Origin of the sequence: Sphingopyxis sp. HIX (assembly GCF_001468285.1) — a bacterium.
Lineage (GTDB): Bacteria > Pseudomonadota > Alphaproteobacteria > Sphingomonadales > Sphingomonadaceae > Sphingopyxis.
Window position 1 is genome coordinate 1 of sequence record NZ_LNSB01000041.1, and the last position, 26,500, is coordinate 26,500.

The 26,500-nt window shown below is 69.3% G+C and carries 21 protein-coding genes and 1 pseudogene; 16 read left to right on the forward strand and 6 right to left on the reverse strand.

Features of this window, described 5'->3' with window-relative positions; all coding sequences use genetic code 11:
* Positions 1–93 precede the first annotated feature (93 nt).
* Both ATE62_RS17570 and ATE62_RS17575 read right to left on the reverse strand, forming a co-directional pair.
* On the reverse strand, positions 94–1,392 hold the full coding sequence (locus ATE62_RS17570) for a caspase family protein (protein ID WP_058810267.1): 1,299 nt from the start codon (positions 1,390–1,392) through the stop codon (positions 94–96).
* A gap of 18 nt (positions 1,393–1,410) precedes the next feature.
* Positions 1,411–2,034 (reverse strand): class I SAM-dependent methyltransferase, encoded by a 624-nt coding sequence (locus ATE62_RS17575; RefSeq protein ID WP_058810266.1) that lies wholly within the window; start codon positions 2,032–2,034, stop codon positions 1,411–1,413.
* Between the two features lie 93 nt (positions 2,035–2,127).
* Between ATE62_RS17575 and trxB the strand changes: the two genes are divergently transcribed.
* A complete protein-coding gene (trxB, locus tag ATE62_RS17580; RefSeq protein WP_058810265.1) occupies positions 2,128–3,093 on the forward strand; it encodes a thioredoxin-disulfide reductase in 966 nt (321 codons plus the stop codon).
* A gap of 84 nt (positions 3,094–3,177) precedes the next feature.
* Here trxB and ATE62_RS17585 read toward each other — a convergent pair whose 3' ends face one another.
* From ATE62_RS17585 to ATE62_RS17600, 4 genes are all read right to left on the reverse strand, one after another.
* The gene (locus tag ATE62_RS17585) at positions 3,178–4,002 is read right to left on the reverse strand and encodes a hydrolase 1, exosortase A system-associated (RefSeq protein ID WP_058810264.1); all 825 of its coding nucleotides are present in this window, start codon (positions 4,000–4,002) and stop codon (positions 3,178–3,180) included.
* On the reverse strand, positions 3,987–4,661 hold the full coding sequence (locus tag ATE62_RS17590; RefSeq protein WP_058810263.1) for a hypothetical protein: 675 nt from the start codon (positions 4,659–4,661) through the stop codon (positions 3,987–3,989). The genes ATE62_RS17585 and ATE62_RS17590 overlap by 16 nt, the downstream gene beginning before the upstream one ends.
* A 136-nt stretch (positions 4,662–4,797) precedes the next feature.
* The gene (locus ATE62_RS17595) at positions 4,798–5,067 is read right to left on the reverse strand and encodes an acyl carrier protein (protein ID WP_058810262.1); all 270 of its coding nucleotides are present in this window, start codon (positions 5,065–5,067) and stop codon (positions 4,798–4,800) included.
* A gap of 6 nt (positions 5,068–5,073) precedes the next feature.
* Positions 5,074–6,075 (reverse strand): GNAT family N-acetyltransferase, encoded by a 1,002-nt coding sequence (locus tag ATE62_RS17600; protein WP_058810261.1) that lies wholly within the window; start codon positions 6,073–6,075, stop codon positions 5,074–5,076.
* A gap of 35 nt (positions 6,076–6,110) precedes the next feature.
* Between ATE62_RS17600 and ATE62_RS17605 the strand changes: the two genes are divergently transcribed.
* The 15 genes and pseudogenes from ATE62_RS17605 to ATE62_RS17675 all read left to right on the forward strand — a co-directional run bounded on the left by ATE62_RS17605 (position 6,111) and on the right by ATE62_RS17675 (position 26,473).
* On the forward strand, positions 6,111–7,634 hold the full coding sequence (locus tag ATE62_RS17605) for an acyl-CoA ligase (AMP-forming), exosortase A system-associated (protein WP_058810260.1): 1,524 nt from the start codon (positions 6,111–6,113) through the stop codon (positions 7,632–7,634).
* Positions 7,631–8,860 carry a pyridoxal-dependent decarboxylase, exosortase A system-associated gene (locus tag ATE62_RS17610; RefSeq protein ID WP_058810259.1) on the forward strand — a complete coding sequence of 410 codons (1,230 nt, stop codon included), beginning with the start codon at positions 7,631–7,633 and terminating at the stop codon, positions 8,858–8,860. The genes ATE62_RS17605 and ATE62_RS17610 overlap by 4 nt, the downstream gene beginning before the upstream one ends.
* Before the next feature lie 170 nt (positions 8,861–9,030).
* Positions 9,031–9,690 (forward strand): XrtA/PEP-CTERM system exopolysaccharide export protein, encoded by a 660-nt coding sequence (locus ATE62_RS17615; RefSeq protein ID WP_058810258.1) that lies wholly within the window; start codon positions 9,031–9,033, stop codon positions 9,688–9,690.
* Between the two features lie 49 nt (positions 9,691–9,739).
* The gene (locus ATE62_RS17620; RefSeq protein WP_058810257.1) at positions 9,740–11,287 is read left to right on the forward strand and encodes an XrtA system polysaccharide chain length determinant; all 1,548 of its coding nucleotides are present in this window, start codon (positions 9,740–9,742) and stop codon (positions 11,285–11,287) included.
* Between the two features lie 14 nt (positions 11,288–11,301).
* Positions 11,302–12,333 carry an AAA family ATPase gene (locus tag ATE62_RS17625; RefSeq protein ID WP_058810256.1) on the forward strand — a complete coding sequence of 344 codons (1,032 nt, stop codon included), beginning with the start codon at positions 11,302–11,304 and terminating at the stop codon, positions 12,331–12,333.
* A 2-nt stretch (positions 12,334–12,335) separates the two neighbouring features.
* On the forward strand, positions 12,336–14,066 hold the full coding sequence (locus ATE62_RS17630; RefSeq protein WP_058810255.1) for a hypothetical protein: 1,731 nt from the start codon (positions 12,336–12,338) through the stop codon (positions 14,064–14,066).
* Positions 14,067–14,085: 19 nt separating this feature from the next.
* Positions 14,086–15,057 (forward strand): annotated as a pseudogene (locus tag ATE62_RS23945) (XrtA/PEP-CTERM system-associated ATPase); the annotation flags it as partial.
* Between the two features lie 683 nt (positions 15,058–15,740).
* Positions 15,741–16,601 carry an XrtA system polysaccharide deacetylase gene (locus ATE62_RS17640; RefSeq protein WP_058807446.1) on the forward strand — a complete coding sequence of 287 codons (861 nt, stop codon included), beginning with the start codon at positions 15,741–15,743 and terminating at the stop codon, positions 16,599–16,601.
* Positions 16,598–17,641 (forward strand): FemAB family XrtA/PEP-CTERM system-associated protein, encoded by a 1,044-nt coding sequence (locus ATE62_RS17645; protein ID WP_058807452.1) that lies wholly within the window; start codon positions 16,598–16,600, stop codon positions 17,639–17,641. Before ATE62_RS17640 ends, ATE62_RS17645 begins: the two co-directional genes overlap by 4 nt.
* Positions 17,641–18,846: a TIGR03087 family PEP-CTERM/XrtA system glycosyltransferase gene (locus ATE62_RS17650; RefSeq protein ID WP_058807445.1), complete on the forward strand. Its 1,206-nt coding sequence runs from the start codon at positions 17,641–17,643 to the stop codon at positions 18,844–18,846. Before ATE62_RS17645 ends, ATE62_RS17650 begins: the two co-directional genes overlap by 1 nt.
* Complete coding sequence (gene xrtA, locus ATE62_RS17655) at positions 18,843–20,354, forward strand: exosortase A (protein ID WP_058807444.1); 1,512 nt, start codon at positions 18,843–18,845, stop codon at positions 20,352–20,354. The genes ATE62_RS17650 and xrtA overlap by 4 nt, the downstream gene beginning before the upstream one ends.
* Before the next feature lie 11 nt (positions 20,355–20,365).
* Complete coding sequence (locus ATE62_RS17660; protein ID WP_058807443.1) at positions 20,366–22,261, forward strand: XrtA/PEP-CTERM system amidotransferase; 1,896 nt, start codon at positions 20,366–20,368, stop codon at positions 22,259–22,261.
* A 150-nt stretch (positions 22,262–22,411) separates the two neighbouring features.
* Positions 22,412–23,617: a GNAT family N-acetyltransferase gene (locus ATE62_RS17665; RefSeq protein ID WP_058807442.1), complete on the forward strand. Its 1,206-nt coding sequence runs from the start codon at positions 22,412–22,414 to the stop codon at positions 23,615–23,617.
* Entirely contained in the window at positions 23,614–24,480 is an 867-nt protein-coding gene (locus ATE62_RS17670) for a cupin-like domain-containing protein (protein WP_058807441.1), read from the forward strand. Before ATE62_RS17665 ends, ATE62_RS17670 begins: the two co-directional genes overlap by 4 nt.
* Before the next feature lie 58 nt (positions 24,481–24,538).
* Complete coding sequence (locus tag ATE62_RS17675; protein ID WP_082662883.1) at positions 24,539–26,473, forward strand: alpha/beta hydrolase family protein; 1,935 nt, start codon at positions 24,539–24,541, stop codon at positions 26,471–26,473.
* Positions 26,474–26,500 lie beyond the last annotated feature (27 nt).

A 26,500-nucleotide genomic window follows, 5' to 3' on the forward strand; every position in this document is an offset into this window, starting at 1 on the left:
CCTCCACCACCCTGCGGGTGGTCCCCCTCCCCACGGCTTCGCCGCAGGGAGGATTAAGATGTCCGCAACCGCCCGAAACCCGCCGCTCCGCCGCTACTCGGCGCTTACCTTATACGTCACCCTATACTCGCTCCGGTCGCCGTTGATCGTCCGCGTAAAATTCCCCACCCGCGGCTCGAGGTCGATCGTCCCCAATATGTCGTTCCCCCCGACATCATCGTCCTCCAGCAACTGCACCGTCGAATTGCCGTCGAAATCGAAGCTGCGCGGCACCACCCAGCGCTGCCCCTTCTTCATCGTATAGCTGTCCTTCTTGCTCTCTGGAAAACGCTGGCTGCCGCCGAAGCGCAGGAACAGCTGGTCGGGCAGCCCCAGGAACCCCGTCACCTTGATGCATTCGATGACGATGTCCGACACGCGGTACTTGCCGCGGCGCACCGCGCCGCCGTCGGCGCTCGGCGCCAAGAGCCGCGCGATCGCGTCCGATGCGTCGCCCGCATAACGCCCGCTCGGGAATTCGGAGAGATAGGCGCTGAACGCGCGCACGCTGCTTTCGGCCAGCGCGCCTTTCCAGAAAATCTCCTCGCTCGCGGTGCGGTCGCCGGTCGGCACTGTCGGCGTCGCCGCGACCAAAGTCGGCACCGTGCGCGGCACCAGATAGACCGGGGTGCCGGTGATGCTCGCGCTCACGAACGGCCGCTGGTTCCCGCCCGTCGCCGCGAGTACGTCGTCGCGGATCGCGCCGCCGAGCAATTGCACGGGCAAATCGGCCTCGGGCAGCCGCCGCGCGATCGCGAGCGCGAAGGGGCTGTTCGCGCCCGTCCCGTCGCTCGCGGTCTGCCCCGGCGCGGCGGCGAAGATGACGAGCACATCGTCGGCCTCGACCCCCGCCATGCCGCGCGCCACCGCGCGCGTGCCCGAGCGCCATTTGCTGCCGAACGGATTGTTGCGGCACGCGTCGAGCACGACCATGCGGATCTGCGCCCCCGACACCGCCTCCACCAACCGGTCGAGCTGGATCGCCTCATAGGGCAGGTCGAGGTCCGATTCGAGCTTGGCGTCGGTCGGCAGCAGCCAGTTCTTGCCCTGCGCCTCGATCCCGTGCCCGGCGAAATAGACCATCGCGACGTCGGCGCCATCCGCCTTGGCGCGGAAATCGCGCATGCTGGTCTGGAAGGCCTGATTGGTGAGGTCGCTCGCTACGACGACCTCGTCGAAGCCCGCCTTTTTCGCCGCGTCGGCGACGATCCTGATGTCGTTCGCGGGGTTCGTCAGCGCGCTGGCATGCGCATAGCTGGCGTTGCCGATCACCAGCGCGACCTTGCGCGCCTCGGCGCTCGCCGGTGCGAGCAGCAGGAACAGGGCCAGGAAGGGCAGAAAGAAACGCGTCATCTCGCTCTCCTTTCGTCGTCAGTTTGCGCGCGCGGCACCATATTCGACCCAGCCGAAGGGCCGCGGGGTCTTGGGCATATACATCGCCCCCTGCCGCTCGACCGCGAAGCCCGCCGCGGCGTAAGCGTCCGAAATCGGCCGCGTGAGGTGGCAATTGCCGCCGATGCGCTTCCACACGGGCTCGATCCGCCGCTGCCACTTCGCGACGCCGGCATCGGGCGCGCCGCCGTGCTCGAGGAACAGCGCGGTCCCGCCCGGTTTCAGCACACGGCGGATTTCGGCGAGCACCGCCTTCTGCTCGGCGACCGAGCAGAGGGTGAAGGTCGTCACCACCGTGTCGAAGCGCGCGCTGTCGAACGGCATCGCCTCGCCGACCCCGCCCTGGATATCGGCGTCGATCCCGTGCGCCGCCGCCGCGGCGCGGCTCATCGCCAGCAATTCGGGCGAGGGATCGAGCCCGGTGAAGCTCGTCACCCGGCCCGGCACGTAGAATTCCATGTTGATCCCGCCGCCACAGCCGAGTTCGAGCACATCGCCTGCCGCGTGCGGCACGACCTTGCTGCGCGCCTTCATGATCTGCCCCTGCGAACAGGCGCATTTGATCAATCGCGGAACGCCATGCCTCTCCCACCAGCTCGCCATAAAGCGGACTCCCCTTGGCGTGCAGCCTGTCCCTTGCTAGCGCGCTTGGCAACACCCATCTGTGCGCTCCGCCACAGGGATAGAAAGAAGACCATGCCCGCCACGCACCACACCAAGATGCTCATCCTCGGCTCCGGCCCCGCGGGCCTGTCCGCCGCGATCTATGCCGCGCGCGCGGGCATGATGCCGATCGTGGTGCAGGGGCTCCAGCCCGGCGGCCAGCTCACCATCACCACCGACGTCGAAAATTACCCCGGCTATGCCGAGGTGATCCAGGGCCCGTGGCTGATGGAGCAGATGACCGCGCAGGCGGTGCATGTCGGCACCTCGATGATCTGGGACACGATCGTCGATGTCGACCTGTCGCAGCGCCCGTTCAAGCTGACCGGCGACGGCGGCGATGTCTATCTCGCCGAAACCCTCGTCATCGCGACCGGCGCGCAGGCGAAGTGGCTCGGCGCTCCCGGTGAGCAGGAACTCGGCGGCAAGGGCGTTTCGGCTTGTGCCACCTGCGACGGTTTCTTCTACCGCGGCAAGAAGGTCGTGGTGATCGGCGGCGGCAACACCGCGGTCGAGGAAGCGCTCTACCTCACCAACCACAGCGACGATGTGACGCTCATCCACCGCCGCGATCACCTCCGCGCCGAAAAGATCCTGCAGGACCGCCTCTTCGCCAATCCGAAGATCAAGGTGCTTTGGAACAAGAAGGTCGACCGCTTCGTCGCGGGCGAGGGCGTGTCGGGGCTCGTCGGCGTCGACCTGATCGACACCGTCACCGGCGAGGCCAGCCACGAGCCCACCGACGGCGGCTTCGTCGCGATCGGCCACAGCCCCTCGACCGAGCTCTTCAAGGGCAAGCTGCCGCTCGACGCCGATGGTTATCTGGAAGTCACGCCGGGCACCTCGCTGACGAGCATCCCGGGCGTGTTCGCCGCGGGCGACGTCACCGACAAGGTCTACCGTCAGGCGGTGACCGCCGCGGGCATGGGCTGCATGGCGGCGCTCGATGCGGAGCGCTTCCTCGCCGAGGCCGAATATCGCGCGATGGTGGATGCCTGACAAACCGTCGCCCCGCGAAGGCGGGGGCCGCTGGCGAGGTTGCGCCAGGCCGATTGCGGCCCCCGCCTGCGCGGGGGCGACGGCTTATTTGAGAGCGTCTAGAATCCGGTCCGCCAGCCACTCGCCATCGTCCCCCGCGAAGCTGTGCGACTGGCTCGCGAGCCGATCGACGCGGATCGATCCCGGGTTCGCCTCGATATGGGCGAGCGATTTGGCGAGCTTTTCCATAAACGCCTGCGCCGTCCGGTCTCCGGTCGCGAGCAGGATCGTCACCGGGCAGAACATCTCGGCGAGCGTCGCATCGAGCTCGTCCGCAAGGCTCCCGAACGCCGGTGCCGCCGGCTTCTTCCCCATCGCCGACAACCCGCGCGCGAGCTTCTTCAGATCAATCTCGCCCTTCACCAGCCGGAGCAGGCTCTTCGGGTCCTTGAGCCGGGCCAGATAGCGCGAGCGGATCGCCGAAGCCGGGGGCAGGGCGGGTTCGCCTGCTTCCTCGCCGTCGCCGCAATCATCCTCATAGGTCCAGGGATTGGCGAGGATCAGCCCCTCGACCGCCAGCGGCTGGTGCAGCAGCAGCGCGCTCGCCGCGTCGCAATTGCCGAAGGCCACCACGCGCACCATCTGCGGCGCCGCCTCACGAAACGCCGCGATCGCCGCGGCGATGTCGGGCCCGCTCGACCGGTAACCGCCGTTGTGGCCCTCGCTGTCCCCGATCCCGCGCCGGTCGAAGCGCAGCACCGGATGCCCCGCCGCGGCCACCCGCTGCGCCAGCATCGCCATCCCGCGATGCGCGCCGCTGCGAATCTCGTTGCCGCCCGATACGATCAGCAGCCCGGTCGAACCCGGCGCCTCGTCGAGCGTCGCGGCGAGCGCCGCGCCCTCGCAGGCGAAGCTCAGCGGACGTCGCATGCCGCGCTCCAGTCCGCAATGTCGGCAGCGATCGCCTCGGCCATCGCCGCATCTTCGCCCGGCTCGGCGCGCAGCCACAAGGGCGCGCCCGCGATCCCATCGGTCCCGAGCGTGACGCCGCGCAGCGGGTTGACCGGTTGCACCTCGGCGGCGCCGAGCTGCGCGATCATCGCGGGCGAAAGCCGGTTGCCCGCCAGCAGCAGCGGTTCGTGCTGCGCCATCTCGCTCAGGCTTTCGAGCGACGACGTCACCCCGGCTTCGCGATCCGCCGACACGCGGGCACGGAGCAGGGTGCGCAGCAGCGACGATCCGCCCACCGGCGCCAAGCGCCACCTGCCGGCGGCCTCGACTCGATGATCGATCAGGCATCCGCCGCGCACCGAGGCCACCAGCAAAGGCCCGTCGATCCCGGCCGCGATCTCGGCCAGCGTCGCCTGCCACAAGGCAAGGTCGGCATCCTCCAGCGCCACGATACTCTCATTCTGCCCCGGCAGATCGGGCATCGCCGCCGCAAACCCCTTCGCGGCGAGCGCGCGCATCGCCAGCACCAAAGTGCGGCGCGTGCGGTTCGCTTCCTCGAACAGCGGCGGGACGATCAATATGGTCGCGCGCGGCGCGCCGTCGGGCTCGATGCGGAGGATATGCTCGTCAACAACCATGGCGCGCGACCTCTATCTCTATCCCGCCGTCATCCCGGCGAAGGCCGGGATCTCGCCGTCGCATTTATCTGCAGCGGCGAGATCCCGGCCTTCGCCGGGATGACGATCAGGAAGGATGGGCGCCATTCCGCACCGTTCAGTCGGTCACTTTGCGCAGCGAAAAGGCCAGCAAATTGCCATAGGTTTCGAAAATCTCGCCGTCGATCTCGTCGTCGTCGATGACGATGCCGAGGCGATCCTCCATCTCGGTCAGCACCGTCGCGACCGCCATCGAATCGAATTCGGGCAGTTCGCCGAACAGCCCGCTGTCTTCGGTCAGCGCCGCGGCGCGGGCTTCGCCCAGGCCCAGGATATCGGCAAGCAAAGCGCGGAGCGTTGCGTCTACGGTTGCGGCGGTATCGGTCATGAGTCCTCACTCGCGCCCCAGCTTCGAGCGCGCAAAAGCCTTTATCGCGGGCCCCCATGCCGCGATGTGCGCCGGATTGAAAGCCTCCAATCGCCACAGCGGCTCGTGCCGGTTCATCCAGTCCTTCTTGTAGCCGTCGTTGCCGGTGCCGAAATCGACGCGCGCGACGCCGTCGACCTCGATCACGTGGCGGAACAGCGCGGCGGACAACAGGGTCCCCGGCGAGGCTTTGAGGCTGTCCTCGACATGCGCCAGCTTGTGGATGAAGGCGGTCCCGTCCTCGACGGTCCAGAACTGCGCGGCGACCGGGATGCCCTCGATCCGCGCGATCCCCATGCGAAAGGTGCCGCGCCGGCTCTCGCTCTCTGCAAAGGCGCGCAGCAGTGCGGGGTCGCCTTCCTCGGGTTTCCAGCTCGCGGCATAGATGCTTTCATAGGCGGCCCAGCTGCCCGGATCATATGCGGTCAGCAGCTGGATATCGACCACGCCCTTCTTGGCCTTGCGCTTGACGGTGTTCTTGAGGGCGCCGGGGCGGCTCTCCCACCAATCATCGTGCGACATGCCCGCGAGGTCGAGCCAGTGCCGGTCGCCCGCGGGCACCGCCTTCACCCACCAGCCCGCCGCCCGCATCGCGCTCGCCACATCGGCCTGCGCGGCATCGGGCACCGGATAGAGCGTCAGCCGCCCGCCGCGCTTCCTGAGCTTCGCGAACAGCGCGCGCAACGCCGCCGCACGGTCGCCCTCGCCGGTAAACAGCGGCCGGATCGCAAAGCTGTACCAGTTGGTGAGCCCGCTCAGCTGCCCGGCATGGTCGCGGTGCAGCGGCAGCCATGCGGTCACCGCCCCCGCCTCGCCATACGCGTCGACCCGTGCTTCGCCCGCAAAACCATGCGCGGCGAGCAGGTCGAACCATGCCGCGCGGTCGAACGGCGACGCGGGGCCGGCCGCGCGCGCGTCGGCGGGCAGCCCTGCCTCATCATTAGCGCGATGTTCACCGTTCCCTTGCATAGGCTGGCGCTCTATCACCCAGTCCTAAAGAACCGATGACCGAGCCCCTAATCCCAGCGTCGCGCCCGATCGACCATCTCGCCCTTTGCGGCTCGGCGGATGCGCCCGCGCTGCTGATCGGCGACAGGGTCACCAGCTTCGCCGAACTCGACGCCGGCGTCGGGCGCCTGGCGTCGTGGCTGCTCGAGCAGGCCGGCGGCCCCGGCGAACGCGTCGCCAGCTGGAGCGCCAAGACGCGGCTCGCGTGCCTGATGCCGCTCGCCGCGGCACGCGCGGGGCTGATCCATGTGCCGGTGAACCCGTTGCTCAAGGCGCCGCAGGTCGCGCATATCCTCGCCGACAGCGGCGCGAAATTGCTGGTCACCAACGCCGCGCGCGGCGACACGCTCGGCGACGGCCTGCCTACCGAGTGCGTGGTGCAGGATCTCAAGGTCGCCGAGGACGTGATTGATTCGGGCGGGCAGGGGCTTCCGCCATCGCTCGCCGAACCCGATGATCTCGCCGCGATCCTCTACACCAGCGGCTCGACCGGGCGTCCCAAGGGGGTGATGCTGAGCCACGCCAATCTGTGGCTCGGCGCCGAGGCGGTCGCCGCCTATCTGAAGCTCGGCCCCGACGACCGCGTGCTGGCGGTGCTGCCCTTGAGCTTCGACTACGGCCAGAACCAATTGCTCTCGACCTGGTATGCCGGCGCCGCGGTCGCGCCGCTCGACTATCTCACCCCGCGCGACGTCGTGAAGGCGGTCGCGCGCCATGGCGCCACGACGCTGGCCGGGGTGCCGCCGCTCTGGGTGCAACTCGTCGAAAGCGAATGGCCCGCCGACACTGCGGCGCATCTGAGGCGCCTGACCAACAGCGGCGGCGCGCTGACGCCGTCGCTGATCGACGCGATGCGGGGCACCTTCCCGAACGCCGCCATCTACCCGATGTACGGCCTCACCGAGGCATTCCGCTCGACCTATCTGGAGCCCAGGCTCGTCGCCGACCATCCGACCTCAATGGGCCGCGCGATCCCGCACGCCGAAATCCTGATCTGCCGCCCCGACGGCACGATCACCGCCGACGAGGAGCCCGGCGAGCTCGTCCATTGCGGGCCGCTCGTCGCGCAGGGCTATTGGCAGGATGAAGAGCGCACCGCGCAGCGCTTCAAGCCCGCGCCGCGCGCGTCGCGCTACGGCGGCATGGCGGTGTGGTCGGGCGACACGGTGCGCCGCGACGCCAATGGCCTCCTCTATTTCGTCGGCCGCGACGATGCGATGATCAAGACCGCGGGCAACCGCGTCAGCCCGACCGAGGTCGAGGATGTCGCGGTCGCCTCGGGCTTGCTCTTCGAGGCGGTCGCTTTCGGCGTCCCCGACGAAAGGCTCGGCGCCGCGATCGTGCTGATCGTGCGCGGCAAGGGCGATGCCGACCGCGACGCGCTCGCCGGGTACCTCAAGGCGAACCTGCCCAACTTCATGCAGCCGCAGATCATCGAGTGGCGCCAGGAACTGCCGCGCAACCCCAACGGCAAGCTCGACCGCGTCGCGATCGCCGCGGGCTGGCAGGTGGCGGCATGAAACCGCACGGCCCGATCCCGCCCGGCTTCGCCGCCGACACCGACGGCATGCTGCTGATCGGCGGCCGCCGCGCCGACGAGCTCGCCGAGGAAGCCGGAGACACCCCGCTCTTCGTCTATGACTCGCAGCTGCTCACCGCGCGCGTGGCGCAGTGGCGCGCCGCGATGCCCGCCGAGGTCCAGCTCCACTATGCGATGAAGGCCAACCCCTATGGCCCGCTGCTCGGCCATATGGCGGCGATGGTCGACGGGCTCGACGTCGCCTCGGGCGGCGAGCTGCAGGCCGCGCGGTCGAGTGGCATGGCCGCGGGGCACATCAGCTTCGCGGGGCCGGGCAAGCGCGACCGCGAGCTCGAGGCGGCGATCAAGGCGGGCGCGACGCTCAATCTCGAATCGGCGGGCGAGGGCGAACGCGCGCTCGCGATCGGGGCGCGGCTTGGGGTCACCCCGCGGCTCGCGGTGCGCGTCAATCCCGACTTCGATTTGAAGGGTTCGGGCATGAAGATGGGCGGCGGCGCCAAGCCCTTCGGGGTCGACGCCGCCGAAGTGTCCGCGCTCGTCCGCCGCCTGATCGACGCCGGCGCCGACTGGCAGGGCTTTCATATTTTCGCGGGATCGCAGGCCCTTGACGCCGCGGCCATCGCCGACACCCAGGCGCAGACCGTCGCGCTTGCGGCGCGGCTCGCCAACGCGGCGGGGGCGGTGCCGCCGCTCGTCAATCTCGGCGGCGGCATGGGCGTGCCCTATTTCCCCGGCGACGCCGCGGTCGATGCCAAGGCGGTCGGCGACGCGCTCGCGACGACGCTGAGCGCGCGCGACCCGATGCTCGGTGCCAGCCGCTTCGCGATGGAGCTCGGCCGCTGGCTCGTCGCCGAGGCGGGGGTGTATCTGACGCGCATCGTCGACCGGAAGACCAGCCATGGCGAGACCTTCCTCGTCACCGACGGCGGCCTCCACCACCAGCTCGCCGCGAGCGGCAATTTCGGCACGGTGATCCGCCGCAACTATCCGATCGCGCTCGCGACCCGCTTCGGCGCCGACCCGGTCGAGACGGTGTCGGTCGTCGGCTGCCTCTGCACCCCGCTCGACCGGCTGGGCGACCAGGTCGCGCTCCCGCGCGGCGACGTCGGCGACCTCGTCGCGATCTTCCAGGCGGGTGCCTATGGCGCCACCGCCAGCCCCGCCTCCTTCCTCGGCCAGGGTCCGGCGCGCGAAATGCTGGTCTGACACCGGCGATTCTGTCCCACTCCGGAACAACTCGCGACGAGCGCGGTGTAAACCTAGCCGACTACTAACGGTATATTCACCCTTTTCCGCCATCGCTGACCCTGACGCATTGGCTTTCGTTCCGGGCATTTAGCCCGCGGCGACGCCCCTGCCGCAGGAAAGGTGATGAGATGAAGACGTCGTTCCCCGCCCTTCGCGCCGCGCGCGTGGCCCTGATTTCGGGCATCGCCGCGACCGCGCTCACCGGCTGCATGGGGGGCGGCGGTGCCGCGCCGCAGCTGCCGAGCGCCAATTTCGTCGCGTCGCAGGAAGGGCCGGGCGAGGAATATATCATCGGCCCGCTCGACGAGCTCCAGATCTTCGTGTGGCGCAACCCCGAACTCGGCGGCAAGGTCCAGGTGCGCCCCGACGGCCGCATCACCACCCCGCTGATCACCGACATGCCCGCGGTCGGCAAGACCCCGACGATGCTGCAGCAGGACCTGAAGCTCCAGCTCAGCCAGTATATCACCGACCCGATCGTCAGCGTGATCGTCACCAGCTTCAACAGCACCTTCTCGCAGCAGGTGCGCGTCGTCGGCGCGACCGAAAAGCCCGCGTCGATCCCGTTCCGCGCCAACATGACCGTGCTCGACGCGATGATCGCGGTCGGCGGCCTCGGCGAATATGCCGCGGGCAACAAGGCGCGCCTCGTCCGCCACGACAAGGGCACGGGGCGGCAGCAGGAATATGCGCTGCGCCTCAACGACCTGATCAAGCGCGGCGACATCAAGGCGAACGTCAAGCTGCAGCCCGGCGACGTGATCATCATCCCCGAAAGCATGTTCTGACGCCGACTGCGACGCTGCTCCCCAGATTGCCAAGGACTGACACGAGACAATGAACGGCCTTTACGACGAATTCCGGGTGGCGCTGCACAGCGTCTGGACGCGCCGCTGGCTGGTCCTCGCCGTGGCCTGGGGCATCTGCGTCCTCGGCTGGCTGGTGATCGCCTCGATCCCCAACCGCTATGATTCGCGCGCGCGCCTGCTCGTCGACATCAACGAGATCATCCCCGCCGATGCGCAGTCGGGCCCCTATGCCGACCGCGCGCGCATCGACCAGATTCGCGAAACGCTGACCAGCGCGCGCAACCTGGAGAAGGTCGCGATCACCACCGGCATGATCCCCGCGGGCGCGGGCGAGCGCGAAAAGGCCGGCGCGGTCGCCGCGCTGCAGAAGAACATCAAGGTCGTCCCCCAGCAGGACAATATCTTCGAGATCACGTCGAGCATCGGCGTCGGCAGCCTGTCGGACGCCGACAATGCCAAGCTGGCGTCGGGCGTCCTCGACAGCCTGATCACCGTCTTCCGCGACGAGCAGCTCCGCGGCGGGCGGATGACCGCGCGCGAGGGCCTCAAATTCCTCGACGCCCAGCTCGCCGACCGCGAAAAGGCGCTAGGCGAGGTCGAGGCGCGCCGCGCCGCCTTCGAGGCGAAGAATATCGGCCTCATCTCCAGCGGCACCGGTTCGCCCGGCCAGCGCATCGACCAGGCGCGCGCCGAACTCGGCCAGATCGAGACCCAGCTCGCCGCGGCGCAGGGCGCGCTCGCGGCGGCGAACGGCCAGATGGCGCAGACCCCCGCGACGATCAACGTCCCCGGCCTCAATTCGACCGGCGGCGGCGTCGCGCGCCAGCAGCTCGCGGGCGCGCAGGCCGAACTCTCGTCGATGCGCGCGCGCGGCCTGACCGACGCGCACCCCGATGTGGTGGCCTTGAAGAGCCAGATCGCGTCGCTCAAGGCCATGGCCGACCGCGAGGGCACCGGCGGCGGGGGCGGCGGCAACGCCCAGAACCCCGCCTATGCGACGCTCCAGGCGATGCGCGCCGAGCGCCAGGCGACCGTCAGCGCGTTGAGCGCGCGCAAGGCGCAGCTCACCAGCGACATCGCGCAGATCACCACCGCGCAGATCCAGAACCCCGGCGTCGCGTCCGAATATGAGCGCATCAACGGCGAATATACCGCGCTCAAGGCGCAATATGACCGGCTGATGGCGCAGCGCGAGCAGGTCCGCCTGCGCGGCGAGGTGCAGACCGAGACCGACTCGATCAAGATCGACCTGATCGATCCGCCGACGAAGCCGACCGCGCCCTCGGCGCCCAACCGTCCGCTGTTCCTGACGCTCGTCCTCTTCGCGGGCATCGGCGGCGGTATCGGCGTCGCCTTCGGCCTCGGCCAGGTGCGCACCAGCTACGCCACCGCGGCGAAGCTCGAACGCGCCAGCGGCCTCCCCGTGATCGGCTCGATCACCGAGGTCGTGACGCCCGAGCGCCACGTCGAACGCAAGAAGAAGCTCGTCTGGCTCGCGGGGGGCAGCGGCGCGCTGGTGGCGCTGTTCCTGCTGCTGCTCGTCGCCGAATTCGTCCAGCGCGGCATGGTCGCCTGAGGGGTAGAAGAGAGATGAACGAACACCGCCCCGTCAAGCGCACGCCCTCGCTGCTCGAACGCGCGGCCGACATGTTCGGCACCGATCCCGCGGCCGGCGCGCCGACGATCGACCTGTCGAGCCTGCCGCCCGAGCCCGAGAAAAAGGCCAAGGCGAAGAAGGCGCAGCCCGAGCCCGCCGCCGAAGCGCCCGAAACGCCGAAGGCCGAAATCCTCGATCCCGTGGTCGAGCCCGCGCCCGTCGTCGAACCCGCGCCGAAAATCTCGCCGCGCAAGGACATCGCCAAGGCCGCACCGGCGATCGTGCCGACGCGCCAGGGGACGATCGACCGCGACAAGCTGGCGGCGCGCGGCATGGTCGTGCCCGGCGCCGCGGTCAGCGGGATCAGCGAAGAATATCGCATCGTGAAGCGCGAAATCATCCGCAACTTCACCGGCGGTCCCGGCCGCCCCGTGCTGCCGCGCGGCCACCGCGTGCTGATCGGATCGGCGAACCCGGGCGAAGGCAAGACCTTCTCGGCGGTCAATCTCGCGCTCAGCCTCGCGGTCGAAACCGACCACGACGTGCTGCTGATCGACGCCGACATCGCCAAGCCGAGCGTGCTCGAAGCCTTGGGCCTCGAAAACGGCCCGGGCCTGATGGACGCGCTCGCCGACCCGCATCTGCCGCTCGGCGACTGCTTGATCCAGACCGACATCGCGGGGCTCAAGGTGATGCCCGCGGGCACCCAGCATATGCACGACACCGAATTGCTCGCCTCGGCGCGCACCGAGGCGTTGCTCGCGCAGCTCGAGGCGGGCGCGCCGGGCCGCATCATCATCCTCGATTCGCCGCCGGTGCTGGCCGCTTCACCGGCTGCGGTGCTCGCGGGGCATGTCGGCCAGCTGATCATGGTCGTGCGCGCCGACGAGACATTGGAATCCTCGCTGCGCGACGCGATCGGCCTGATGGGCGCCTGCCCGCACATTCAACTCTTGCTGAATGGCGTCAAATATTCGCCCGGCGGCCGCCGCTTCGGCACCTATTACGGACAAGGAGGCGCCTGACCATGCGCACCACTCTCCCCCACGCCCGCCGTGGCGTCATGACGCTCGCGGCGCTGCTGCTCGCGGGCACATCGACCGCCGCGCACGCGCAATTCTCCGGCCCCGAAAGCGGCGGCGGATCGAGCGATAGCGCTTCGGCCCCCGCAGCCGAAAGCGGCAGCGACGCCAAGCGCGGCGAACGCGGCGGCAACCGCCGCAGCCAGCGCGTCGTCGACGTCAGTCCCTATCTCGAAGTCGGCCAGGTGCTCACGGCCGATCTCAACAACGGCGGCGACGTGCTCACCTATACGACGCTCGCCGCCGGGGTCGACGCGTCGATCGTCACGCGCCGCGCCGAAGTCGCCGCGACGCTCCGCTACGAATATCGCATCGGCGAATCGGGCGGGCTGGGCGATTCGCACACGATCAGCGGGCTTTTGCGTGGCCGCTACGAACTCGCGCGCGGCTTCAACGTCGAGGCGGGCGCGCTCGCGACGCGCACCCGCGCCGACGGCCAGGGCGGCGGCGGCGAGGATATCTTCATCGGCAATGGCGCGAACACCGCCAATGTCTATTCGATCTATGCGGGGCCGACCTTCGCGCGCCGGATCGGCGGGCTCGACGTCGGCGCCGGCTACCGCTTCGGCTACAACAAGGTCGAGGTCGAGGACGCGCCGGTCCTCGCCCCCGGCGCGGTCAGCCAGGATATTTTCGACAGCTCGACCAACCATGTCGCCTGGGCCAGCGTCGGGCAGAAGCCCGGCGACCTGCCCTTCGGCTGGCAGGTTTCGGGCGGCTACGAGCGCGAGGATGCGAGCCAGCTCGACCAGCGCTTCGAGGGCAAATATGCCCGCGCCGACGTGACCGTGCCGATCGGCCCGACCGTCGCGTTGCTCGGCGGCGTCGGTTACGAGGATATCGAGATCAGCGAGCGCAGCCCGGTGGTCGATGCCAACGGCGTGCCGATCCGCGACGCCAACGGCCGCTTCGTCACCGACCCCGCCAGCCCGCGCCAGCTGTCGTTCGACACCGACGGCCTCATCTGGGACGCGGGCGTGATGTGGCAGCCGAGCCGCCGCACCTCGCTCACCGCGCGCGTCGGGCGGCGCTACGGCGACACCATCTATACCGGCAGCTTCTATTACCGCCCGGGCCATGCGACGCAGATCCAGATCGGCGTCTACGACGGCATCTCCAGCTTCGGGCGCGGGCTCTCGGCGGGCCTCGCCGGGCTGCCGACGCAGTTCGACCCGACGCGCAATCCGATCGACGGCGACGTCAACAGCTGCCAGTTCGGCGCTGAGGGCGGCGGCTGCCTCAACAATGCGCTGTCGAACGCGACGGGTGCGCAGTTCCGCAGCCGCGGCATCCAGGGCATCTTCACCAGCCGCGCCGGCCCGTGGAGCTATGGCATCGGCGCGGGCTACGACCGCCGCCGCCTGCTGGTGCCTGCGCTGTCGCAGATCGCCGAACTCAACGGCACGATCGACGAGAATTATTATCTCTTCGCCTCGATCGGGCGCCAGCTCGGCCGCGACGCCGACCTGTCGCTTTCGGGCTTCTACAATTATTTCGACAATGGTGCGCCGAACGCCTCCGACGTCCAGTCGGCGGGCGCCTCTTTGGTCTATTCGCGGCGCTTCTGGCGCGGCCTGACGGGCAGCGCCGCGGCCAGCATCACGCATTTCGACCAGGACGGCTTCAACAGCCAGCTCATCGGCTCGGCGCTCGTCGGCCTGCGCTACAATTTCTGATCACGGGGAAGAGACGAACATGTACGATCAGTTCTACGGCTTTACGGGACGCCCGTTCCAGCTGACGCCCGATCCGGCTTTCTATTTCGAGAGCGGGACGCACCGCAAGGCGATGTCGTACCTCGGCTACGGCCTCGCGCAGGGCGAGGGTTTCATCGTCATCACCGGCGATGTCGGCGCGGGCAAGACGACGCTCGTCGGCCACCTCATGAACACGATCGATCCCAATCGCCTGACCGCGGTCAAGCTGGTCTCGACGCAGGTCGAGGGCGACGATCTGCTGCGTCTCGTCGCCGAACAATTCGGCCTCGCCTGGGAAGGCGAGAGCAAGGCCGAACTGTTGCGCTCGATGGAGCAGTATCTGCGCGAACAGGCGCGCGCCGGCCGCCGCACCCTGCTGATCGTCGACGAGGGGCAGAATCTCGCCATCTCGGCGCTCGAAGAGCTGCGCATGCTGTCGAACTTCCAGCTCGGCGGCCATTCGCTGCTGCAGATCTTCCTGCTCGGCCAGCCCGAATTCCGCCAGACGCTCTTCCATTCGCCGCAGCTCGAGCAATTGCGCCAGCGCGTGATCGCGACGCACCACCTCGACCCGATGGATCCCGAGGAGGTCGAGCCCTATATCCTCCACCGCCTCGGCAAGGTCGGCTGGACCGGCAACCCCAGCTTCAGCCCCGACGCCTTCGAGGAAATCTTCGACCATAGCGAGGGCGTGCCGCGCAAGCTGAACGTGCTGGTGAGCCGCCTGCTGCTCTTCGGCGCGGTCGAACAGCTCAATCGCATCACCGGCCACCATGTCCGCGCCGTCGTCGCCGAGGTCGAGGCCGATCGCGGCATCGACGCCGCGACGCTCGTGCCGCCGCCGGTCGCGCCCGCGCCCGTCGCGCCGCCCGCCCCGGTGGCCTCGCTCGCCCCGGTTGCGGTTGCTGTACCGGAGCCGGAACCCGAGCCCGAGCCGGTCGTCGAGGCCGCGCCCGAACCGGCGCCCGCGCCCTTCGCCGCGCCGGTCGAAGCCGAAGCGCCGCTCGAATGGCCCGCCCGATCCGTCGAACCCGTCGCCGCGCCGGAACCCGAGCCCTCACCGCTCGCGCCGCCGCCCTTCGCGGCGCCCGCCGCGTCGCTCGGCCTCGACCGCCTGTCGCGCCGCGCCGTGCCCGAAGAGGTCGAGGCGCTGCCGCCGTCGCACAACGCCAGCTTCGTCGAGGCGCGCAGCCTCGTCGCCGAGCAGCTCGGCCTCGCGCCCGCCGCGCCAGCCGCCGAACCCGCGCCCTTCGCCGCGCCCGCCCCGGCCTTCGAGCCGGTCGCCGAAGCGGCGGAAGAGGAAGCGCTCGAACTCGGCGCCTTCGAAGCCGAAGCCGAAGTCGAACCCGTCCTCGAAGTCGAGGCCGTCGCCGAAGCCGAGCCGGCCGCCGACGCCGCGCCCGTGCCCGAAGCCGAGCCCGCCGCCGCGGTACCGATCGACGAAGCGCATCTCGTCGCGCTCCAGCGCCAGATCGCGGGGCTCGAGGCGCGGATCGCCGACCAGGACGCCGCGCTCCGCCGCGTGCTTGATTTGTTGATCGATTGGGTCGAGCGTGACCCCGCGGGGTCGCCCGATCCGGCGCTGTCGCAGGGCTGGGCGGCCTGACCCGGCCACCCGGACCCCGCGCGCGGGATCGATGAAGGTGAGGAACGATGCAGAACGGCCTGTCGGTCGACGTCGAGGACTGGTTCCAGGTCGGCGCCTTTGAGCGCACGATCGACCGCGACGACTGGCCGGCGCTCGAATGCCGCGTCGAGGCGAACAGCGACGCGGTCCTGCAGATCTTCGCCGACGCCGGGGTCAAGGGCACCTTCTTCACGCTCGGCTGGGTCGCCGAACGTTACCCCGCGCTGATCAAGCGCATCGTCGACGCGGGCCACGAACTCGCGAGCCACGGTTACGACCACAAGCGCGTCTTCAATATGACCGCCGCCGAATTCGCCGCGGACCTCAAGAAGACGCAGGCGATCCTCGAAGACTTGGGCGGCGTCGCGGTGCGCGGCTATCGCGCGCCCAGCTTCTCGGTCGACACGCGCACCCCCTGGGCGCACGCCGTGCTCGCCGAACAGGGCTATGCCTATTCGTCGAGCGTCGCGCCCGTCGTCCACGACCATTATGGCTGGCCGCAAAGCCCGCGCCACGCCTGGCGGCCCTTGCCCGACAGCGACCTCGTCGAATGGCCGGTGACCACCGCGCGCGTCGCCGGCCGCACGCTCGCCGCCGGGGGCGGGGGCTTCATGCGGCTCCTGCCCTATGGCTTCACGCGCTGGGCGATCGCGCGCATGAACCTCGAGGGGCATCCGGCGATCCTCTATTTCCACCCGTGGGAAATCGATCCCGGCCAGCCGCGCGTCGCCGATGCGCCGCTCAAATCGAAGATCCGCCATTACAGCGGCCTCTCGGCGATGGCCGGCAAGCTCAGGAAATTGCTCGACGATTTCGAATGGACGCGCGCCGACGCCTTGCTCCCCGCGCAGCAGGATCGCGCTTTGCCGTGGCGCGCGGCGGCATGAACGCGCCGGCGCACGATTTCGTGCCGCAGTCCGACGACGCGGCCTGGGACGCCTATGTCGACGCGCATCCCGCCGCGACGCCCTTCCACACGCGCGCCTGGTGCCAGGCGATCACCAAGGCGACCGGCCACAAGCATCATTTGATCGCGCAGCGCGACGCCGCGGGGCGCATCGTCGGCCTGCTGCCGCTCCACCATGTCCGCTCGCCCTTGTTCGGGCAGGCGCTCGTCGCCAGCGGTTTCGCGGTCGGCGGCGGCATCCTCGCCGACAGCGACGACATCGCCGCGGTGCTCGCCGAGGCCGCGGTCGACCTCGCCGCCTCGCTCGGCGTCCCCTCGATCGAACTGCGCGGCGGGCTCTTGCCCGACGGCTGGCACGTCGAGCAGGACGTTTACTCGGGCTTCGCCCGCGACCTCACGACCGACGAGGAAGCCGAACTCCTCGCCATCCCGCGCAAGCAACGCGCCGAGGTCCGCAAGGCGCTCGCGAGCGATCTCACCGTCACGGTGGGTGCCGACGAGGACCACCGGAAGGCGCATTATCGGGTCTATGCGACCAGTGTCCGCAACCTCGGCACACCCGTGTTCCCCAAGTCTTTGTTTTCACACGTTCTCGATGCCTTCGGCCCTGATGCCGACATCCTCAATGTGCATCAGGATGGCGAAGTTGTGGCCTCGGTCCTCAGCCTCTACTGGCGCGGCACCGTCATGCCCTATTGGGGTGGCGGTCTCGCCTCGGCGCGCGGCCTCCGCGCCAACGAGCTGATGTACTTCGCGCTCATGAACCATGCGCGCGCCAAGGGCTGCACCCGCTTCGACTTCGGCCGCTCGAAGCTCGGCACCGGCCCCTTCGCCTACAAGAAGAACTGGGGTTTCGAACCGCAACCGCTCACCTACGCCCGCTGGCTCGCCGAGGGCGAGACCCCGCGCGACACCAACCCGACCAGCGCCAAATATCGGCTCCAGGTCGATCTGTGGAAAAAGCTTCCGCTCTGGGCCGCCAACCGCATCGGACCGCTGATCGCGCGCGGATTGGGGTGATGGCCGAGATCCTGTTCCTCGTCCACCGCGCGCCCTGGCCCCCCGACCGCGGCGATCGCATCCGCAGCTGGCATATGTTCGAGGCGCTGGCCAGGCTCGCGCCCGTCCACGTCGCGGCGCTCGCCGACGACGAAACCGACGCCGAGGCCGCGCGCAGCAAGATGGCGCCGCTCTGCGCCAGCCTGTCGATCGAGGTCCGCAGCGCCTCGCGCCCGCTCGCGCTCGCGCAGGCGGTGCTGCGCGGCGAGCCCGTGTCGAACCGGCTGTTCCGCAATGCCGCGCTCGCGCGCCACGTCGATGCGCTGCTCGCGGGCGGCACGATCACGCATATCGTCGCCTTCTCGGGCCAGATGGCGCAATATCTGCCCGCCACCTTCGCCGGCCCGATCCTGATGGATTTCGTCGACGTCGATTCGGCCAAATTCGCCACTTACGCAGCGCAGGACAAGCGCCAGCCGCTCCACTGGGTCCACGCCCGCGAAGCCCGCCGCCTCGCCGATTACGAGGCCGAAGTCGCCGCGCGCGCCGATGCCAGCCTGTTCGTGAGCGCCGCCGAGGCGGCGCTGTTCCGCGGCCGCAGCGGGCTCGACGATCGCCGCGTGCAGGCGGTCGAGAATGGCATCGACACCGCGAAATTCGATCCCGCGCTCGCCTTCGAGTCTGCAGGTCAGGGCGAGGGCCCGCTCGCGGTGTTCACCGGCCAGATGGACTATCGCCCCAACATCGACGCGGTGCGCTGGTTCGCGGCCGACATCTTGCCGCTGCTGCGCCGCGGCCACCCGCAGGCGCGCTTCGCGATCGTCGGCCGCGCGCCGACCGACGAGGTGCGGGCGCTCGCCGCTCTGCCCGGCGTCATCGTCACCGGCGAAGTCCCCGACGTCCGCCCCTGGCTCGCCGCCGCCGACGCGGTCGTCGCGCCGCTGCTGCTCGCGCGCGGCATCCAGAACAAGTTGCTCGAGGCGATGGCGATGGCGCGTCCGGTGGTCGCCAGCCCCGCCGCCGCCGAGGGCATCGACGCCGAGCCCGGCACGCACCTGCTCGTCGCCGACGGCGCCGAGGCGATCGCCGCGGCGGTCGGCACCTGCTTCGGCGACCCCGCGCGCGCCGCCGCGATGGGTCGGGCCGCGCGCCAACGCATGATCGACCGCTACGGCTGGGACGCGCGCCTCGCGCCGCTCGGGCGGCTGCTGGGGCTCGCGGCATGATGGCGCAGGCGCTGGCCCGGCCCGGCGAATGGACGCGTTGGCAGCGGCACCTCGCCGCGCTCGGCGCGCTATCGTTCGCGATCCTGACGATCTTCCACCGCGACGCGATCGGCATGGCGGGCATCTGGTGGAACAGCGCGCCCTTCACCCACTGCCTGCTGATGGTGCCGATGATCGGCTGGCTCGTCGCGCAGCGCGTACCGCAGCTCCGGACGCTGACCCCCGTCTATTGGTGGCCCGCGCTGGTCTGGCTGGCGGGTGGCGGTTTCACCTGGCTCGTCGGCGAGGCCGCGGGCGTCGGCTTGTTCCGCCAGCTCGGCCTGATCCTGATGCTGCAGGGCGCGGTCGGCGCGGCGCTTGGCGAAAAGCTCGTGCGTGGGCTGCTGTTCCCGCTCGGCTATGCGCTGCTGCTCGTGCCCTTCGGCGAGGAACTGGTGCCCTTGCTCCAGACCTTCACCGCGAAGATCAGCATCGTCCTGCTCCACTTGTCGGGACTACAGGCCGAGATCGAGGGTGTGTTCATCACCACCCGCGCGGGCTTCTTCGAGGTCGCCGAGGAATGTTCGGGGGTCAATTTCCTGATCGCGATGCTCGCTTATTCGGTGTTCGCCGCGCATCTCTGTTTCCGCAGCTGGACGCGGCGCATCACCTTCGTCGCCGCCGCGCTCGCGACGACGATCCTCGCCAATGCCGTGCGCGCCTGGGCGACGATGGTCGCCGCCGAAATCTGGGGGATCGAGCGCGCGGGCGGGATCGACCATGTCATCTACGGCTGGGTCTTTTTCGGGCTCGTCATCCTGCTCGTGATGCTCGTCGCGAAGCGCTGGTTCGACCGTCCCGCGAACGATGCCGCGGTCGATGTGACCGGCCTCGAAGGCACGCCGCGCTTTGTCGGCCCCGCCAAGGCCGTGCTGCCCGCCGCGCTCGCGCTGCCGCTGGTCTTCGCCGGCTGGGCGACGCTCGTCGGCGGCCGCGCGGCGCCGCTGCCCGCGACGATGGCGATCGCCACCCCGCCGGGCTGGGCCGAGGTCATCGTCGAGCGCCCCGACTGGTCGCCGCGCTTCGACGGCGCCGATCAGGCGCGCGTCCTTCACTTCACCGACGCCGCGCGGCGGCAGGTGACCGTCGCCATCGGCGGTTACGAGCGCCAGGCCGAAGGGCGCGAAATCGTCGCCTTCGGGCAGGGCGCGGTCGATCCCGACAGCGATTGGGCGTGGAGCGCGGCGCTGCCCGCGATCGACGGCGGCAAGACCGAGCGGCTGCTCCACCCCGGCCCCGTGCTGCGCGACGCCGCGACCTTCTATGTCGTCGATGGCGTCGTCACGGGAAGCCCGCGCGCCGCGAAACTCGCGGGCCTCCGCGCGCGCCTGCTCGGCGGCGACCCGCGTGCGCTGTCGCTGATCGTGTCGAGCGCGGAGGGGCGGGGGGGCGCGTCTGCGATCACCGATTTCCTTTCCGCGTCGGGCGGAGCGCAGGCGATGGCTGACCGCGCGCTGAAAAGCCGCTAAGTCCCCGGACCATGTGCGGGATCGCGGGCCTCTATCATCTGGACACGGCAAAGCCGGTCGACCCCGCGCGGCTGCGCGCGATGCTGCATCCGATGAGCCACCGCGGCCCCGACGGCAGCGGCACCTGGACCGCGCCGGGCGTCGGCCTCGCGCACCTCCGCCTCTCGATCATCGACATCGCGGGCAGCCCGCAGCCGATGGCGAGCGACGACGAGGCGGTGACGCTGACCTACAACGGCGAAATCTATAATTTCCGCGAGCTGCGCGCCGAGCTCGAGGAGCGCGGCCACCGTTTTCGCACCAGCGGCGACACCGAGGTGATCATCGCGGCGTGGCGCCAATGGGGCGTCGAATGCCTGAGCCGCCTCAACGGCATGTTCGCCTTCGCGCTCCACGACCACCAGCGCCAATGCCTGTTCCTCGCGCGCGACCGGCTGGGGGTGAAGCCGCTGCACCATGCGCGGCTGTCCGACGGCTCGCTCGCCTTCGCGTCCGAACTCAAGGGGCTGCTGCGCCATCCGCTGCTGCGGCAGGAGGCCAATCTCTCGGCGGTCGAGGATTTCCTTGCGCTGGGCTATGTCCCCGACGACAATTGCATCGTCGCGGGGGTGCAGAAGCTGCCCGCGGGCCATTATCTGCTGCTCGAACGCGGCAAGCCCGTGCCCGCGCCGACCCGCTGGTGGGCGCCCGATTTTTCGAAGCGGATCCGCGCGAGCGAGGGCGAGGCCGCCGAGCATCTCGTCCACCTGATGCGCGCCGCGGTGACCGAGCGCATGGTCTCCGACGTGCCGCTCGGCGCCTTCCTGTCGGGCGGGGTCGATTCGAGCGCCGTCGTCGCGCTGATGGCCGAGGCGAGCCAAAAGGCGGTCAAGACCTGCACCATCGGCTTCGACCAGGCCGCGCTCGACGAGACCGCCTATGCCCAGCAAATCGCCGAGCGTTTCGCGACCGATCACCGCACGCGCACCGTGGCGGCGAGCGACTTCGACCTCGTCGACCGCATCGCCGACATGTTCGACGAACCCTTCGCCGACGCGAGCGCGCTGCCGACCTACCGCGTGTGCGAACTCGCGCGCGAGGAAGTCACCGTCGCGCTGTCGGGCGACGGCGCCGACGAGGCCTTCGCGGGCTACCGCCGCCTCGTGTTCCAGCATCAGGAGGAACGGTTGCGCGGGCTGATCCCCGGCGTGCTCCGCCGGAATGTCCTCGGCCCGCTGGCCAAGGTCTGGCCCCAGATGGACTGGGCCCCGCGTCCCTTGCGGGCGCGCGCGACGCTGGCTTCGCTCTCCAAGAGCGGCGCCGAGGGCTATGCCGAAGCGGTCGGCGTCACCGGCCCCGACCAGCGCGCGCGGCTGTTCAACGGTGCCGCGAAATCCGCGCTCGGCGACCATGTCGCCGAGGCGCGCTACTGGAAGGCGATGGCCGACGCCCCCGCACGCGAGCCGCTGGACCGGGCGCAATATGCCGACCTGATGATCTGGCTCCCCGGCGACATCCTGACCAAGACCGACCGGATGAGCATGGCGGTCAGCCTCGAGGCGCGCGAGCCGTTGCTCGACTATCGCCTGATCGAATTCGCCGCGAGCCTGCCCGCGTCGATGCGCGTGAAGGGCGGCACCGGCAAGGCGATCATGAAGCAGGCGATGGAACGCTATCTGCCGCACGACATCCTCTATCGCCCGAAGATGGGCTTCGTGACCCCGGTATCGCACTGGTTTCGCGGTCCGCTGGTCGAGGCGGCGAAGGCGCTCGCGACCTCGTCGACGCTGGCGCGGTCGGGCTGGTTCGACATGGCCGAGATCGAACGCATCGTCGCCGCGCACCAGAGCGGCAAGCGCGACCATGGCCGGCTGATCTGGCAATTCTTCATGCTGGAGAAGTCGCTGGCGAAGCTGTTCGGGATCTAATCTCCCCTCCCGCTTGCGGGAGGGGTCGGGGGAGGGGCTGTTTCCCTTCGCGCCGACGTCGACATGCCCTCCCCAAACCCCTCCCGCAAGCGGGAGGGGCTTATGGCCGCAGCCACCTCATCTTAACCCCTCGCTGCTAGCCTCGCCGCAATGACGGTCCACCCCGCCTTTCCGGTCGACACCGCCCCCATGCCCGCCAGCGCCGCGCCATTGACCGTGCGCGTCGTCGATCCGCTCGCGCTGTCGCCGCCGCTCGCCGCGGCGTGGGATGCGGTGGCGAAGGCGGCGAGCGAGCCCAATCCCTTTGCCGAGCGCTGGTGCCTGCAATCGGCGCTGCACCTGCTCGATCCCGAGCGCCATACGCGGCTGGTGATGGTGCGCGATGGCGCCGACGGGCCGGTGATCGGCGTGATGCCGCTCGCCCCCGCGACGCGCTATGGCCGGCTGCCGCTGCGCCATGTGACGGGCTGGGCGCACCCTAATCATTTTCACGGCGCCCCGCTCGTCCGCGCGGGTTTCGAGAGCCTCTTCTGGTCGATCCTCCTCGGCTGGTGCGACGCCGCGCCCTGGGCGAAGACCTTGCTCCACGTGCCGCGGCTGACCGAGGACGGCCCGCTGCACCGCGCGCTGGTCGACGTCGCGCGCGTCCGCGGCGGCGAGGCCGGGGTTGTGCACCGCGAGGAGCGCGCCCTCCTCGAAAGCGACCTGTCGCCCGACGCCTATTGGGACGCGGCGGTGCGCGCGAAGAAGCGCAAGGAGCATCGGCGGCAGGCGAACCGCCTCGCCGAACAGGGCGCGGTGGCCTTCCGCCGATGGGCTGCGGGTGAAGCGGTCGAGCCGTGGGTCGATGCCTTTCTCGATCTTGAGGCACGCGGCTGGAAAGGCCGCGCCGGATCGGCGCTCGCGAGCCATGGCGATACCGAGGCCTGGTTCCGCGCCATCATCGCCGGCGCCGCCGAGGCAGGGCGGCTCGACATGCGCGCGCTCGACCTCGATGGCCGCCCGCTCGCGATGCTCGTCAATTTCCTCGCCCCGCCCGGCGGCTTCTCGTTCAAGACCGCGTTCGACGAGGAACATGCGCGCTTCTCGCCCGGGGTGCTGCTGCAACAGGCGAACCTCGACCTGCTCGCCGACGACCGCATCGCCTGGGTCGACAGCTGCGCCGCGCCCGGACACCCGATGATCGACAGCGTCTGGCGCGAACGCCGCGCGCTCGTCTGGGTCAATGTGCCGCTCGGCGGCGCGGGCGACCGCTTGCGCTTCGCACTGCTGAGCAAGGCCGAAAAAGCCTGGCGCCGCTGGAAACGCGCCGACCCCGCGCCCGCCGAAATCGCTGAGGAACAGGACCAGCCATGACCGCGCACCAAGTCATCGACCGCCCCGTCTTTCCCGCCGAAACGCTGGAGACGATGGCGGCGCTCTATCCGCTGCAGGCGGGGTTGCTGCGCCACCGGCTGCCCGACCATCCGCTGCTGTCGCTCGAAGCGCTCGCGCTGCTCGGCGAAGGGCTGCCGGCATCGCAGGTCGAATTTAACCCCGGCGACGTGCCGATCGGCATCGCGCCCGAGGACGTGCCCTCGAACGGCCTGTCGATCGGCGAGACGATCCGCACGATCGACACCAACCGCAGCTGGGCGGTGCTCAAGAATATCGAGACCGTGCCCGACTATCGCGACCTGTTGATGCGCCTGCTCGGCGAGCTCGAATCCGTCGTGCACCCGCGCACCGGCGCGATGCTGACGCCGCAGGGCTTCATCTTCATCTCGTCGCCGGGATCGATCACGCCCTTCCACTTCGATCCCGAGCACAATATCCTGCTGCAACTCCGCGGCACCAAGGTGATGAACGTCTGGCCCGCGGGCGACGAGCGCTTTGCACACCGCCGCGAGCATGAGCGCTATCACACCGGCGGCCACCGCAATTTGCCCTGGGACACGGGCTATGAGGGCGGGCAGCAGGCGGTGCCGCTCGCGCCCGGCGATGCGGTGCTGATGCCGGTGATGGCGCCGCATTATGTCGCCAATGGCGACGCGCCCTCGATCTCGCTGTCGATCACCTGGCGCAGCGAATGGAGCTATCGCGAGTCCGAGGCGCATGCCGCCAACGCCGCGCTCCGCCGCATCGGGCTCGACCCCGCGATGCCGCCGCGCTGGCCGAGCTATGCCTGGTTCAAATCGGTCGGCTGGCGCGTGGCGCGCAAGTTGCGGCTGGTCGAATAGGAACCCCCTTGCTTTGAAATTCGCCTGCCTTATCCAGAGGTAACAACCGGGGGCGGGCATGTCGGATCGAACAATATTGAAGTGGGTTACGGGTGCATTGCTTCTGGCCGGCACCGTGCCGGGAGCGATGGCGGCCGAGGAGCGTCCGGCGCGAATCGCGACCGCCGATCTGGCGCAGCTCCCCGATTTTTCGGACGTGAAGCTGTCGCCCGACGGCCAGCGCATCCTCTATCGCGGCCGGCTGGGCGGAAAGCCGTTCATCGCCTACCGGCCCCTGAACGACAGCAACAAGGTGTCCTTCGGAATCCCCGACAAGGCGGAGGTGGCCTGGATTCGCTGGGCGGGCAACAGCCGGATCCTGATCGCGGTGGGCATGAACGTCCAATATTTCGGCGAGGAAGCGCGCGGCACCTATCTGGTGCTGCACGATACGGTGACCGGGGTGTCGAGCGTCATCCGCCGCAAGGATCAGGGGCTCGAGGGCGACGACGTGCTATATGTCGATCCCGAAGGGCAATATCTGCTGCTGTCGATCCAGAAGACCATCTACGACTATCCGTCGGTCTTTCGCGTGACGCTGCCCGACGGCAAGATGACCGAGATCGTCAAGGCCCGGCAGCCGGTATGGGAATGGTATGCCGACGAGGCGGGGATCGTCCGCATCGGCGTCGGCTGGGAAGCCCGGAAGGCCAAATTCTTCTACCGCCGCGCCGCCGAGGAGCGCTTCGAGATGATCGGCGCGGTGCGGCCCGACGAAGAGGACGACTGGATCGATGTCGCGCGCGTCGTGCGGGGATCGGACGAAGGCTATGTCCTCAGCGACAAGAAAACGGGGCGCAAGGCGCTGTATAAATTCAACTATCGGACACGCGAGATCGGCGATCTCGTCTATGGCAACGAAAAATATGACATCGACGACTATTGGTTGAACGACGACGGCTCGGTGCTGGAGGGCGCATCCTACACCGACGATCGCGACCGGGTATATTGGTTCGACGAGGCGAAGAAGAAGCAGCAGGTCCAGATCGACAAGGCGCTTGCCGACCAGCAGGCGTGGGTCACCTCGCGCAGCCGCGACGGACAGCGGATGCTGGTGCTGGCAACGGCCCCGCACGATCCCGGCGCCTATTATCTGCTCGACAGGGCGACGCGCGAGATGGCCTTTCTGGGCGCGCTGCAGGCCAGCCTGCCGCCCGAGCAATTCGCGACGACCAAGGCGGTCTCCTACCGCGCGCGCGACGGCATGGAGATTCCGGCGTTCTTGACGCTGCCCAAGGGTCGCGATCCCAAGGGCTTGCCGCTGATCATCTTTCCCCATGGCGGACCCTATGGCGTGCGCGACAAGCTGGAATATGACGCGCAGGTCCAGTTGATGGCCAATCGCGGCTATGCCGTGCTGCAACCCAATTACCGCGGGTCGGGGGGCTATGGCACCTCGTTCGACGACGCGGGGCGCGGCCAGATCGGCGTCAAGATGCAGGACGATCTGGACGACGGGATGGACTGGCTGGCGGAACAAGGCGTCATCGACAAGAGCCGGGTGTGCGTCGTCGGCGCGTCCTACGGCGGCTATGCGGCGCTATGGGCGGTGATGCGCAACCCCGAACGCTATCGCTGTGCCGCCAGCTTCGCCGGCGTCACCGACTGGGCGGCGATCCTGAAATATGACCGGCGCTTCTTCTCGAAGAAGGGCCGGGCCAAATGGGAAGCGCGGGTGACCGGCGACGCCACGCTGGACCTGTCGTCGGTGTCGCCGATCCAGCAGGTCGCGCGGTTGACCCGGCCGGTGCTGATCGCGCATGGGGACGACGACAGCATCGTGCCGGTCAGCCAGTCGAAGAAGCTGGTGGCCGCGCTCAAGAAATCCGGAAACCTCGATTTCGAATATCGGGAATATCCGGGCGAGGGCCATGGCTTTTCGGATCCAGCGAACCAGAAGGACTGGTTCGACCGGCTCGACGCCTTCCTCGCGAAGCATAATCCGGCGGGGTGACAGACCGCTTCCCATCGCGCCGATTTG

Bases quoted from the DNA above. Each gene is read 5' to 3' on its own strand.
- ATE62_RS17615 (WP_058810258.1), top strand. From the start codon at position 9,031: ATGAAGACGTCGTTCCCCGCCCTTCGCGCCGCGCGCGTGGCCCTGATT.
- ATE62_RS17660 (WP_058807443.1), top strand. From the start codon at position 20,366: ATGTGCGGGATCGCGGGCCTCTATCATCTGGACACGGCAAAGCCGGTC.
- ATE62_RS17675 (WP_082662883.1), top strand. From the start codon at position 24,539: ATGTCGGATCGAACAATATTGAAGTGGGTTACGGGTGCATTGCTTCTG.
- ATE62_RS17620 (WP_058810257.1), top strand. From the start codon at position 9,740: ATGAACGGCCTTTACGACGAATTCCGGGTGGCGCTGCACAGCGTCTGG.
- ATE62_RS17665 (WP_058807442.1), top strand. From the start codon at position 22,412: ATGACGGTCCACCCCGCCTTTCCGGTCGACACCGCCCCCATGCCCGCC.
- ATE62_RS17605 (WP_058810260.1), top strand. From the start codon at position 6,111: ATGACCGAGCCCCTAATCCCAGCGTCGCGCCCGATCGACCATCTCGCC.
- ATE62_RS17575 (WP_058810266.1), bottom strand. From the start codon at position 2,034: ATGGCGAGCTGGTGGGAGAGGCATGGCGTTCCGCGATTGATCAAATGC.
- ATE62_RS17600 (WP_058810261.1), bottom strand. From the start codon at position 6,075: ATGCAAGGGAACGGTGAACATCGCGCTAATGATGAGGCAGGGCTGCCC.
- ATE62_RS17590 (WP_058810263.1), bottom strand. From the start codon at position 4,661: ATGGTTGTTGACGAGCATATCCTCCGCATCGAGCCCGACGGCGCGCCG.
- ATE62_RS17610 (WP_058810259.1), top strand. From the start codon at position 7,631: ATGAAACCGCACGGCCCGATCCCGCCCGGCTTCGCCGCCGACACCGAC.
- ATE62_RS17630 (WP_058810255.1), top strand. From the start codon at position 12,336: ATGCGCACCACTCTCCCCCACGCCCGCCGTGGCGTCATGACGCTCGCG.
- ATE62_RS17570 (WP_058810267.1), bottom strand. From the start codon at position 1,392: ATGACGCGTTTCTTTCTGCCCTTCCTGGCCCTGTTCCTGCTGCTCGCA.
- ATE62_RS17595 (WP_058810262.1), bottom strand. From the start codon at position 5,067: ATGACCGATACCGCCGCAACCGTAGACGCAACGCTCCGCGCTTTGCTT.
- ATE62_RS17670 (WP_058807441.1), top strand. From the start codon at position 23,614: ATGACCGCGCACCAAGTCATCGACCGCCCCGTCTTTCCCGCCGAAACG.
- ATE62_RS17650 (WP_058807445.1), top strand. From the start codon at position 17,641: ATGGCCGAGATCCTGTTCCTCGTCCACCGCGCGCCCTGGCCCCCCGAC.
- ATE62_RS17625 (WP_058810256.1), top strand. From the start codon at position 11,302: ATGAACGAACACCGCCCCGTCAAGCGCACGCCCTCGCTGCTCGAACGC.
- ATE62_RS17645 (WP_058807452.1), top strand. From the start codon at position 16,598: ATGAACGCGCCGGCGCACGATTTCGTGCCGCAGTCCGACGACGCGGCC.
- ATE62_RS17585 (WP_058810264.1), bottom strand. From the start codon at position 4,002: ATGCGACGTCCGCTGAGCTTCGCCTGCGAGGGCGCGGCGCTCGCCGCG.
- ATE62_RS17640 (WP_058807446.1), top strand. From the start codon at position 15,741: ATGCAGAACGGCCTGTCGGTCGACGTCGAGGACTGGTTCCAGGTCGGC.
- xrtA (WP_058807444.1), top strand. From the start codon at position 18,843: ATGATGGCGCAGGCGCTGGCCCGGCCCGGCGAATGGACGCGTTGGCAG.
- trxB (WP_058810265.1), top strand. From the start codon at position 2,128: ATGCCCGCCACGCACCACACCAAGATGCTCATCCTCGGCTCCGGCCCC.